Origin of the sequence: Alkalihalobacillus sp. TS-13, assembly GCF_019720915.1 — a bacterium.
Classification (GTDB): domain Bacteria; phylum Bacillota; class Bacilli; order Bacillales; family Fictibacillaceae; genus Pseudalkalibacillus.
The window spans coordinates 1,702,539-1,715,142 of sequence record NZ_JAHKSI010000001.1 but is presented as its reverse complement, the minus strand read 5'-3'; the positions used below and the strand labels follow the sequence as shown (position 1 = coordinate 1,715,142).

10 protein-coding genes are annotated in these 12,604 nt (G+C 41.3%); all 10 read left to right on the top strand.

Annotated elements, in window-relative coordinates; translation table 11 throughout:
* Positions 1–258 precede the first annotated feature (258 nt).
* The 10 genes from ccpN to KOL94_RS08550 all read left to right on the top strand — a co-directional run bounded on the left by ccpN (position 259) and on the right by KOL94_RS08550 (position 12,567).
* A complete protein-coding gene (ccpN, locus tag KOL94_RS08595) occupies positions 259–906 on the top strand; it encodes a transcriptional regulator CcpN (RefSeq protein WP_311775119.1) in 648 nt (215 codons plus the stop codon).
* 32 nt (positions 907–938) lie between these two features.
* Positions 939–1,760 carry a pyruvate, water dikinase regulatory protein gene (locus tag KOL94_RS08590; RefSeq protein WP_221565636.1) on the top strand — a complete coding sequence of 274 codons (822 nt, stop codon included), beginning with the start codon at positions 939–941 and terminating at the stop codon, positions 1,758–1,760.
* A 746-nt stretch (positions 1,761–2,506) separates the two neighbouring features.
* Positions 2,507–2,968: a YaiI/YqxD family protein gene (locus KOL94_RS08585; protein WP_221565634.1), complete on the top strand. Its 462-nt coding sequence runs from the start codon at positions 2,507–2,509 to the stop codon at positions 2,966–2,968.
* 58 nt (positions 2,969–3,026) lie between these two features.
* On the top strand, positions 3,027–4,850 hold the full coding sequence (gene dnaG / locus KOL94_RS08580; RefSeq protein WP_221565632.1) for a DNA primase: 1,824 nt from the start codon (positions 3,027–3,029) through the stop codon (positions 4,848–4,850).
* 22 nt (positions 4,851–4,872) lie between these two features.
* On the top strand, positions 4,873–5,997 hold the full coding sequence (gene rpoD / locus KOL94_RS08575; protein WP_221565630.1) for an RNA polymerase sigma factor RpoD: 1,125 nt from the start codon (positions 4,873–4,875) through the stop codon (positions 5,995–5,997).
* A gap of 338 nt (positions 5,998–6,335) precedes the next feature.
* Positions 6,336–7,475: an acyl-CoA dehydrogenase family protein gene (locus KOL94_RS08570; protein ID WP_221565628.1), complete on the top strand. Its 1,140-nt coding sequence runs from the start codon at positions 6,336–6,338 to the stop codon at positions 7,473–7,475.
* A gap of 689 nt (positions 7,476–8,164) precedes the next feature.
* Positions 8,165–9,805 carry an AMP-binding protein gene (locus KOL94_RS08565; protein WP_221565626.1) on the top strand — a complete coding sequence of 547 codons (1,641 nt, stop codon included), beginning with the start codon at positions 8,165–8,167 and terminating at the stop codon, positions 9,803–9,805.
* Positions 9,806–9,989: 184 nt separating this feature from the next.
* The gene (cccA, locus tag KOL94_RS08560) at positions 9,990–10,355 is read left to right on the top strand and encodes a cytochrome c550 (protein WP_221565624.1); all 366 of its coding nucleotides are present in this window, start codon (positions 9,990–9,992) and stop codon (positions 10,353–10,355) included.
* A 398-nt stretch (positions 10,356–10,753) separates the two neighbouring features.
* On the top strand, positions 10,754–11,446 hold the full coding sequence (locus KOL94_RS08555; RefSeq protein WP_221565622.1) for a tRNA (adenine(22)-N(1))-methyltransferase: 693 nt from the start codon (positions 10,754–10,756) through the stop codon (positions 11,444–11,446).
* Positions 11,443–12,567, top strand: coding sequence for a Nif3-like dinuclear metal center hexameric protein (locus tag KOL94_RS08550; protein ID WP_221565620.1), 1,125 nt, complete (start codon positions 11,443–11,445; stop codon positions 12,565–12,567). Before KOL94_RS08555 ends, KOL94_RS08550 begins: the two co-directional genes overlap by 4 nt.
* Positions 12,568–12,604 lie beyond the last annotated feature (37 nt).

Below are 12,604 nucleotides of genomic sequence, written 5' to 3'. Positions count from 1 at the left end.
ACAGCGAGGAACGAGCGAGGAGGCTTGCGGATCGCCCGCGGAAAGCGAGTATATTTCCACTCCATTAAACCGGAATTATGAAAAACAACAAAAACTAAAAACTGCTTTTCTTTTGTCTAACTCCAGAAACCAGTATCTTTTCTTATTATGCTTTACTATTGATGTATTTAGGTTATATTTATTCGGAAATACTTCCTATTTCCATCCTGAATAGGATATAATGTATCCAAAAGTGTATAGCATATACTGGGCAGTAAGGTGGTGTTACCAATCGAACTGAATGATAGACAAGAACGCATTGTAGAAATCGTAAAAGATTCAGGTCCGATAACAGGAGAACAAATTGCAGATAAATTAGATTTGACAAGAGCTACGCTTCGCCCGGATCTTGCCATTTTGACAATGGCAGGTTATTTAGACGCACGACCTCGTGTCGGTTATTTTTATACAGGGAAAACAAGTGCACAGCTATTGACCGAGAAGATTCGGCAAATCAAAGTAAAGGAATACTTATCACTTCCAGTTGTCGTCCAGGAGTCAGCGAATGTGTATGATGCTATTTGTACAATGTTTTTAGAAGATGTCGGTACACTTTTCGTGGTCAATAAAGAGTCAAGATTAGCAGGGGTTTTATCTCGTAAAGATCTCTTGCGGGCAAGTATGGGGAATCAAGAGTTGACCTCAATCCCTGTAAATATCATAATGACTCGCATGCCGAATATAACGATGTGTACAAAAGAAGATTTATTGATCGAGGTAGCGGGAAAATTGATCGATAAACAAATCGATGCTGTACCTGTTATTAAGGATACTTCAGGGGAAGATGCTTATGAAGTGATCGGGCGGATTACCAAGACGAATATAACCAAAGCATTAGTAGATTTCTCAAGTGATGCAATTTTATAAGAATTACATTAGTGTCGATAAAGGAGGTACCAATGTCAGACAAAATAGAACGACCAATCGTGTATGTCGTGTCAGATTCAGTAGGGGAAACCGCTGAATTAGTTGTCAAAGCTGCGGCGAGCCAGTTCAACTCGACCAATATTGAAATCAGACGTTTTCCATATGTTGAGGATGAACAAACTGTAAGAGAGGTTGTTGCATTAGCAAAAGATAATCAGGCAATCATCGGATTCACCCTCGTTGTGCCAGAAATTAAAGACTATTTAGTAGAACTTGCTGCCAGTGAAGGTGTAGCTGCTATCGATATTGTAGGGCCAATGATCAATCAGATGGCAACGGTTTTTCAAAAAAGTCCTCGTAATGAACCTGGACTTGTCCATAAGCTGGATGAAGAATATTTTAGAAAAGTGGAAGCAATCGAATTTGCGGTCAAGTATGATGATGGGAGAGATCCAAGAGGGATATTGAAGGCGGACATCGTTTTAGTTGGCGTATCGAGAACCTCTAAAACACCCCTGTCCCAATACTTAGCGTTAAAACGAATCAAAGTTGCGAACGTACCGATTGTCCCAGAAGTAGAACCACCTGAAGAGTTATTCAAGGTGTCTACTTCAAAATGTTACGGGCTTCGCATCAGTCCTGAAAAATTGAACGATATCCGCAGAGAACGTTTGAAAGCTCTCGGTTTGGATGATCATGCGAATTACGCCAACATGAGTCGTATAAAAGATGAACTGGAGTACTTTGATAAAGTCGTCGACCGCCTCGGCTGCAGAGTCGTGGATGTTTCAAACAAAGCAGTAGAGGAAACGGCAAACTACATTCTTAACATCCATAAAAATAAGAATCGTTAAGGAATAACTATAATAGAAATCGAATAGATTGAAGGGGCTGACAAAAAGTAGTCTGTCAGCCCCTTCTTTTTTGTATTGGAAGACGAATGGTATTAGGTAAATCACGGAAATATAAAATCAGGTTTTCCGGAATAAGATAAAAGGATTTCGAAATAAAGGTCTTTTAGTAAAGGTTGTTGTTTTTCAGAATTCATGTAATGCCTGGAAATATACTCGCTCCGCGGGCGATCCGCAAGCCTCCTCATTTGCACAGGATCTCAACGCAAATTTGAAATCATTTTCGTGTCTGCGATAAGAATTCTTAGAAGCTTTCCTTATGATGGCTGCGACGTTCAGCCCAAGATTCAGTACAAGACCACATACATTTATTAAGTCGAAGAACTCTTTATAACGAGTGGGGTTTCGCTTGGTTCACTTTTTCCGCAGGAGTCTCGTAAATTTCCAGTGCTTATAGTTTTCATAGACTTCTATATCAAATTTATAGGGTCCATTAGTAATAAACTTTAGAAAACAGCAAAAATAAAAAAGGGTATATGCATTTTTTGTCGAAATGTAAGGACATAGAAATCTTTATGATAGTCAACAAAAGGAAAATGCGTTATAATACACTATTGTGTGGATTTTGCACAAGTTATGAACAAACCATATTTTGGTTATACTATAAAAGCAGAATTCGACAATATTCTGAAATATAAAACATTGACCTGTTGGCAGGAATTCTTGAGAGGATGTAGAAATACAAATACATGAAGAAAACTCGAAATGTGTTGGTTGATGCTGATGCTTGTCCGAATCAAATAAAAAAGGCAATCCTTGAAATCTCGAATTTCTATGAGTACAAGGTTTTTTTTATTGCCTCTTACAGTCATGCTACAGATCAACATCGCAGTGCCGAATGGATCATGGTAGATTCAGAACCAGAATCTGTGGACATGTATATCGTCAATCATTCTATAGAAGGGAATGTTGTGATCACTCAGGACCATGGCCTTGCGAGTTTATTGGTTTCTAAAGGTGTTAATGTCATATCACCGCGTGGGAAACGTTTTACAGAGGATGAAATGCCCTCATTATTACAATCTCGCTATTACTCAAGTAAACTGAGACGCTCGGGACACCGGACAAAAGGCCCGCCCCCATTTACAGAAGAAGATGCTCAAAGATTCAGTAAGAACTTCACAAAAATCTTTTCTGAAGGGATTAAATGAAACACTTCTTGTTTTTCTTGTTTTAAACAAGGACAGAACAGTAAAGAATGGTGATAGCATGGGATCTCGGATTCCTGAAGAAACAATCGAACAAATACAAAAGTCGAATGACATCCTCGATGTTGTTGGTGAGTATGTTCAACTAAAAAAACAAGGACGCAACTACTTTGGTCTTTGTCCGTTCCATAATGAAAACACCCCTTCATTTTCTGTCTCAGGTGATAAACAGATCTTCAGGTGCTTTGGCTGTGGTAAAGGGGGAAACGTCTTCTCATTTTTAATGGAAGTAGAAGGCTTCACTTTCATTGAAACGGTCAAAAACCTCGCAGACCGGGTCGGTATCGAATTACCGGAGTTAGCTTCCTTCAATCAAAACGACAAAGCCAGCAAAGAGAAAGAAATCATGAAGGATGGCCACCGCTTACTTGCACGTCTTTATCACCATTGTTTAACAAATACCGATTACGGGCAAAAAGCAAAAGAGTACTTGTATAATCGAGGCTTTAACGACGAAATGATCGAACACTTTCAAATTGGTTATGCGCCTGACTCCTGGGAATTCGTAAGCTCTTTCCTGCAGAAGAGAAATTACTCGCTTCCTATGATGCAGGAAGCAGGATTAGTTGGAAAGCGAGAATTCGATGGGAAATTTTTCGATCGGTTCAGGGACCGGATCATGTTCCCAATCTGGGATACCCAGGGGAAGAATATCGCTTTTGGCGGCAGGATACTCGGTGATGGAGAACCGAAATACTTGAACAGTCCTGAAACGAAAATCTTCAATAAAGGGAAGATACTTTATGGCTATCATCTAGCTCGTCCAGCTATGCGGAAAGAGGATAAAGTGATTTTGTTCGAGGGCTATGTGGATGTCATTGCAGCATGGAAAGCGGATATTACCAATGGAGTGGCCACATTAGGAACTTCATTGACTCAAGACCAGGCGAAATTATTAAGTCGGAATGTCTCGACAGTCATCATCTGTTATGACTCTGACAATGCGGGGATAACAGCTGCATTTCGTGCTACAGAGCTCCTGGAAAAAGTGAATTGCAATGTGAAGATTGCACAGATGCCTCAAGGTTTAGACCCTGATGACTATATCCAGAAACACGGTGGAGATCGTTTTCAACAGGATGTAATAGGGGCAAGTTTAACGGTAATGGCATTCAAAATGCAGTTCATGCGTAGAGGAAAAAATCTCCAAGATGAAGGAGAACGCATGAGGTATATCGAAGAGATACTACAAGAAATCGCAAAACTTCCTAAAGCTGTTGAAAGAGACCACTATTTACGGCAAATTGCCGAAGAATTCAACCTTTCTTTAGATGCAGTGAAGCAACAACAGTATCAGGCATTTTTAAGTATTAAAAGGAAAAAGGATAATGATGGTCGAAATAGGGAGAATAACCATAAGAAATATTTCGGGCAATCCTCACGACTATTACCTGCTTTCCATAATGCGGAAAGAATATTGTTGGCGCATATGCTGAAGGATGTAAATCTTGCTGAGAAGGTTGAAGAACTATTGGGTGGCGCATTCAATATCGAGGAATATAGTGCAATTGCTGCTTATTTATACGCATTTTACGCAGAGGGTCACACACCAGATATCGGCTTATTCTTAGAGAGAGTCGATGATCAACGCCTGAAGCAAGTCGTTACTGAATTGGCGATGCTTACAATTAATGAGGATATATCGGATCAGGAATTATATGATTATGTCAATCAAATTAAAAAATATCCTAAATTAATTCAGATACAAGAGAAAGAAAAAGACAAGAAACGTGCAGAACGCGAACAGAACATGGTTGAAGCTGCACAAATCGCGATGGAAATCGTCGAGCTGAAAAGGGCTTTGAAAGTCAATAACAGAAGTTAGAAGTATGGAAGGAGGGGATCGTATGGCTGAGAAACCTAATCGCCAAGAAGCGGAGGGTGAATTAACCATCGATCAAGTAAAGGAACAATTAGTTGAACTCGGAAAGAAAAGAGGCGTCCTCACTTATAATGAAGTAACAAATAAACTCGCCCCATTTGAGCAGGATTCAGAGCAAATGGACGTTTTCTATGAGTATTTGGGTGATCAAGGTATTGAGATAGTGGATGAAGAGGACGGCGATGACCCAAATATTCAAGAGGTAGTGAAAAGCGGGGATGACGAGTTCGACTTGAATGATTTAAGCGTACCTCCTGGAGTGAAAATAAACGACCCGGTCAGGATGTATCTGAAAGAAATCGGTCGTGTGGATTTATTATCTGCAGACGATGAAATCAGTCTAGCGCAACGGATTGAACAAGGCGATGAAGAAGCGAAGCGCCGATTAGCAGAAGCGAACCTTCGACTCGTCGTAAGTATTGCAAAGCGATATGTAGGACGAGGAATGTTGTTCTTGGACTTGATCCAAGAAGGAAACATGGGCTTGATCAAAGCAGTTGAGAAGTTCGACTATCGTAAAGGTTATAAATTCAGCACATATGCTACTTGGTGGATTCGTCAAGCGATTACCCGGGCTATTGCAGACCAGGCGCGTACCATCCGTATTCCTGTCCATATGGTCGAAACGATCAACAAGCTGATCCGGGTACAACGACAACTCTTACAGGACATCGGACGTGAGCCGACCCCAGAAGAAATCGGGAAAGAAATGGAGCTTACTCCTGATAAAGTCAGGGAAATCTTGAAAATCGCTCAAGAACCAGTGTCACTTGAGACACCAATCGGTGAAGAAGATGACTCACACCTTGGTGATTTCATTGAAGACCAGGATGCTCTTGCTCCTTCGGACGCTGCTGCATACGAACTATTGAAAGAGCAGCTGGAAGACGTTTTAGATACCTTGACAGACCGGGAAGAAAACGTCTTGCGACTCCGCTTCGGTTTAGATGATGGACGCACGAGAACACTTGAAGAAGTTGGTAAAGTGTTTGGTGTTACACGTGAACGTATCCGTCAAATTGAAGCGAAAGCATTGCGTAAGCTTCGTCATCCTAGCAGAAGTAAACGGTTGAAAGACTTTTTAGAATAAGACTCCGATAATGATGAACGGATCATCTCACAAATGAGATGGTTCGTTTTTTATTGGTTTCTTTGTTATCTTTAAGTGATATCCCCTGAAACTCCTGTAGTTGGTCTAGGGAAGGAGTGAATTTCGTTATAAAAAACAATTATCTTTTCTTTGTCCTTTATTTTACTGATTTTCAACTTCATTTGCAAACCTTGTTCGGAAATTTTTGGTATATACGTGTTCTATTTTACACTATTTTCGGACTTTTTTTAACTGTTGAAAAATTACTGTATTTAAACGTATAATTGATGTAAGCGTATACAAAGAGAATACAATCGAAACAGTCAGGAGTGGAGTAAATGAACTTCGATTTAACAGATGAACAGAAAATGATTTTCAAAATGATCAGGGAATTTGCTGAGGAGGAAGTTGCACCTGGAGCAGAGCAGCGTGATAAGGAGAAAAGATTCCCTGTTGAGATCTTTAAAAAACTAGGAGACTTAGGTATGATGGGTCTTCCATTCCCTGAAGAATATGGCGGTGGTGGCGCTGATACTGTTAGTTTCGCTATTGTAGTCGAAGAATTGAGCAGGGCATGCGGCTCGGCAGGGATTACATATTCTGCGCATATTTCATTAGGTGGCGCGCCATTACACATGTTCGGTACTGAAGAACAGAAAAAGAAATACCTCACCCCAATATGTACTGGAGAATCCCTTGGTGCTTTTGGTCTCACAGAACCGAACGCTGGTTCAGATGCGGGCGGAACTGAAACGACTGCTGTTCAAGAAGGAGACGAGTGGGTTATCAACGGAAGCAAATGCTTCATCACAAATGCAAGCTATGCGAAAAATTTAGCATTGACAGCAGTAACTGATCGCAAGGACGGGGAAAAGGAAATTACCGCATTCATCGCAAGCACTGAATCACCTGGTTTCAAAGTCATTGATAATTATGAAAAGTTAGGTTTGAATTCTTCTAATACAACAGAATTGATCATGGAAGATATCAGTGTACCTGAAGAGAACATGCTAGGACAGAGAGGAAGCGGATTCAGACAATTCCTGATGACACTTGATGGCGGAAGAATCGGAATTGGTGCTATGGGAGTGGGAATAGCCCAAGCTGCTTATGAAAAAGCACTTGCTTATGCTCAAGAAAGAAAGCAATTCGGTAAGACACTGTCAAAATTCCAGGCTACCCAATTCAAGCTTGCTGATATGGCGATGAAGATTGAATTGGCAAGGACGATGGTCTATAAAGCTGCATGGTTGAAAGATCAGGGCCGTAAATTTGCGAAAGAAGCTTCAATGGCAAAGCTTTATGCATCTGAGATCTGTATGGAAGTATGTACCCAGGCAATCCAGATCCACGGCGGTTACGGATACATGAAAGATTATCATGTTGAAAGATTTTATCGCGATGGAAGACTTCTTGAAATCGGAGAAGGTACTTCTGAGGTTCAACGTATGGTCATAGCCAGAGAATTAGGCTGTTGATTACTGCTCAAATTATTTTAGGCTGACCCTTTGAAGATCATGCTTTTTATGATCTTCAAAGGCTTTGTTTGATTCTAATGTTGAAAGTTTTATGCGAAATTCGTGACACTTCTGCGGAAAAACGAGTCAGGTAAGACCCCACAGTCTTTAAAAGGATCTTCGACTATAATAATGAACTCGACTAAATACCACTACGTCCTATGGTGAACGTCGAAGTCAGTACATCCTGTACAAGTACGTCCTGTGGTGAACGTCGAAGTCAGCAGAAGGAACGCTTCTAAGAATTTTCATCGTAGACACGAAAATGATTTCATTTTTGTGTTGAGATCCTGTGCAAGTGAGGAGGCTTGCGGCAGTGGGTTAATACAGGGAAGTGATGTCTAGTTCAGCGACCAGCCACTTGGAGCACGTCAAACCTCCTGCGGCGGCAACACATTGATTGACATCCTTATGAGTTAGCCCACGCAGAACCAAGTCTTTGTTTGGTTCGAGCCTCCTCGTCAGTTTTCCAGTGACCTAGGTGCCTAACCGGGTCGCTCCCGCTTTTCGTTTGCCCGCGGTAAGGGAGAGTTCCGTAGAAATCAACAAGTAAGAAAATAGCAGAGCCTTTTTATATTAAGGGACCACCTTACTTTCATCAATAAAAGTCTGATAATTATGATTATTCTAAAAAACATGGAGGTGCTGGGATGTATTTGAATCAAACGATTGGTCGATTATTGAAAGAAAAAGCTGAGCGGTTACCAGGACATGATGCGGTGGTATACAGTAAAGAGGGCATCCGACATACATATGAAGAATTCTATGAATTGACTGGACAAGTTGCGAAAGCCTTGATGGCATTAGGGGTCAATAAAGGAGATCATATTGCTGCATGGTCGACGAACCGTTTCGAGTGGTTATTGCTTCAATTCGGCTCAGCACGGATGGGGGCTGTACTTGTTACAGTCAATACCAATTACCAAAAGAGTGAATTAGAATATTTGTTGAAACAATCGGATACGACCACCCTATTCATGATGGACAAGTTCCGAGACACATCTTACGTTGAAATTGTGCAATCAATTGTCGGTACGACCGGTAATAACGGAAGGGTAAAATCCAATGATCTCCCTAAGCTAAAACAACTTATTTACATGGAAGAGCAAGAAACAGACGGATTGCTTTCCTGGAAAAGCTTTTTGAAAATGGCTGCTTCGACTTCGGATGAAGAATTGACGAAGCGTGAAAGTGAACTAGAACCGCATGATGTCATCAATATGCAGTATACAAGCGGTACTACAGGTTTTCCGAAGGGTGTCATGTTAACCCACCATAATATCGTCAATAACGGCCACCAGGTAGCAAACGCAATGAAACTATCGGAAAAGGACAGACTATGTATCCCGGTGCCGTTTTTCCATTGTTTTGGCTGTGTACTCGGAGTCCTTGCCTGTGTATCCGTTGGTGCCACTATGGTTCCTGTTGTACAATTTGACCCTGAACTTGTTTTACAGACTGTTGAAAAAGAAAAATGCACAGGGTTACACGGAGTACCAACAATGTTCATAGCAGAATTGAATCTTGATAGTTTTGATGATTATGATCTTTCAACCCTAAGAACTGGAATCATGGCAGGTTCTCCATGTCCAATCGAGGTCATGAAGAAAGTCATCAATCTGATGGGAATGGATGAAATCACGATCGCTTATGGTCAAACAGAATCTTCCCCTGTCATCACGCAAACGCGGACAGATGATCCAATTGAAAGACGGGTCGAAACAGTCGGTAAGAAACATCCGATTGTAGAAGTCAAAATTGTTGATCCCGTAACCGGAGAAGAAGTTCCGACTGGTGATCAAGGAGAGCTCTGTACAAGAGGATATCTCGTGATGAAAGGTTATTACAATATGCCTGAAGCAACAGCACAAGCCATTGATTCAGATGGATGGCTTCATACAGGAGACCTTGCTACGATGGATGAGGATGGTTATGTGAAGGTCACAGGAAGATTAAAAGATATGATCATCCGCGGTGGAGAGAACATCTATCCACGTGAAATCGAAGAGTTTTTGTATACCAATCCAGCAATCATCGATGTCCAAGTGATCGGGGTTCCGGATGAAAAGTATGGAGAAAAGGTTGCGGCATGTGTGCAAGTGAAAGAAGGGGAGGGTGTAACAGAAGAAGACATCCGCTCTTATTGTAAAGGTAAAATCGCCCACTATAAAATTCCTGAATATATCTTTTTCATAGATGAATATCCGATGACCGCTTCTGGAAAAATACAAAAATATAAACTGCGAAAAATCGCAGAAGAATTAAAAGATAAATCTGTAAAAACGGTGTGATCAACCATCAATCAGCAGTTATAGGCGGAGGAAACGTGTCCAAATCATGACAAATGTTTCGTCTCTCTAGTTTAGGCTTTCCTTCCTATGAATTTTAAAGTAAAATAGTAAATGGCTTGTTTACTATTACATAGGTAGGAAACACTAACAACAGTATCAACCTGCATCAAAAGGAGGATAAGAGATGAAAAGAAATCCATTGATTCCATTCGCCATCACTGCTGTATTCGGCATTGCAATTATGATTGTTTTATCTGCTGTAGGTGTTAACGAAGCAAAAGAAAAGGCAGCTGGCGGCGGAGAAGAAGTGAAACCAGAGCAAATTGTACAACAAACCTGTACATCCTGCCATGGTCAAAACCTTGAAGGTGGTATGGGACCAGCTCTTACAGATGTCGGTTCTAAGTATAAACCAGAAGAGATCGTTGATATCATTCAGAATGGTAAAGGCCAAATGCCTGCTCAGTCTCTAAGTGCTGAAGAAGCAAAAGCAGTCGCTGAATTCCTGGTAAATGGCGGCGAAGAGGGCGGCGGAGAAGGCGAAGAGTAAAAAGAATAGTAAGATCATCTGTAAAGGTTGACTCTATTTGAATGTTTGGCGTACAAACATGAAGGGTCGCCTTTTTTATTAAGGCTGTTTTCTAATAGTTTATTGCTTATAAATTTAATAATTTGATACAGTGTTCAATAGAAACCTGTAAGACATCCTTATGAGTGAGCCTACGCAGAACCAGGTTCGAGCCTCCTCGCCAGTCTTCGTGACCTACGTGATTAAATAGGCCGCTTCCGCTTTCTTAAAGCCTGCGGAAAGCGAGTATATTCCACACCATTACAAGGAATTGTGAAAAACAACAATCTTTCCTAACAGAGCCTTTATTAATCCTATTTGATTGATACGAACAAAAAGGCTATAGTAGGACTGTATTTCAATAGAATAGGTGAAAATTTATGATAACCATTTCAAACCGATTAGAAAAAGTGACGACATATATACCAAAGGGTTCAACCCTGGCTGATATCGGCTCTGACCATGCCTTCCTGCCTTGTTTTGCAGTGCAAAAAGGGATTATCAGCAAAGCAATCGCAGGAGAAGTGAACGAAGGGCCATTCCGCTCAGCCTATAATCAAGTGAAAGCACTCGGCTTAGAGGATAAAATCGAGGTAAGACTGGGAGACGGCTTAGAAGTGATTGACCCATATGAGGTTTCAGCCGTAGTGATCGCTGGTATGGGCGGCCAGTTGATCAGTAACATTTTAGAACGAGGAAAAGAACGGCTTCAGGGCATAGAACGTCTTATTCTTCAACCAAATATGGGGGCTCGTTTCATACGAGATTGGTTCGAAAAAAATAATTGGAAACTGATTGGGGAATCGATTCTTGAAGAGGATGAAAAGATTTATGAAATCCTCGTAGCAAAACCGACCAACGTACAGAATACCTTCAATGATACGGAAAGATTGTTAGGTCCATTTTTGATGAATGAGTGCAATAGTACGTTCGAAAAGAAGTGGAAGCGGGAAAAAGAGAACTGGGAGAGGATTCTTATTCAATTGGAAAAAGCTCTGCCTACCCAAGAAATCTGTGAACGCAAAGAGCTTTTGAAACAGAAAATCAATGCAGTAACGGAGGCGATAAAGTGAGTAAACAACATGCACATGCTCAAGAGATCATACAACAGATTGACCAGCTTGCACCTAAGTGGATGGCTGTGGAAGGGGATCCGATCGGCCTTCAAGTCGGTTCCTTGCAAAAACGCGTGAAAAAAATCATGGTGACGCTGGATGTCATCGAACCTGTTATCGATGAAGCGATCCGTGAAAATGTTGATTTGATCATTGCTCATCATCCGCTCATCTTCAAACCATTAAAGAGGATCGATCTTGATACTTCATACGGGCGCACGATCCAAAAGCTGATGAAGCATGACATAACCGTTTATGCCGCTCATACCAACCTGGATGTGGCAAAGGGTGGTGTCAATGATTTGCTTGCGGATGCAATTGGTATGACAGATACAGAGGTACTTGTGGAGACGCTGGAAGATAAGCTGAAAAAGCTAGTGGTGTTTGTGCCAGAGACGAATGTAGCTAACGTGAGAGACGCATTAGGAAAGGCTGGAGCAGGTTTTATCGGAAACTACAGCCACTGTACATTTAATACAACAGGGACGGGGACCTTTTTACCGCACGAAGGAACCAATCCACATATCGGTGAACAAGGCAAAATGGAATTCGTCGATGAGGTTAAAATCGAGACACTCTATCCAGCAAGTATTGAAAAGGAAGTATTGGCAGCATTACGAAAATCCCATCCATATGAAGAGGTGGCATATGACCTTCTTCCACTTGAGAACCAGGGTGAACCACTCGGGATTGGGCGAATAGGAAAGCCGAAAGTTCCCATGACAGTCGGAGAACTTGCCGAAAAGCTTAAAGAAATATTCAATTTAGGCGGTGTCCGGGTAGTCGGCGATCTTCAAAAGCCAGTGAACAAAATTGCTGTTTCCGGTGGAGAAGGAAATGACTTCATCAGTAAGGCGATGTTTAAAGGTGCTGATGTATTCATCACAGGGGACATCAAGTATCATTATGCACACGATGCATGGATGGAAGGCATGGCGATCATCGACCCCGGACACAATATCGAACAAGTGATGATTAATGGTGTAGCGGAAATCTTAGAAGGTTGGATTCAAGAGAAGGGCTCTGAAACAGAGATTTATAGATGTAAAGAACACACGGATCCTTTTAAGTTTATCTAAGGTTTATTGGTTTAGGTAAAATTTTAGGGGGAAGTCT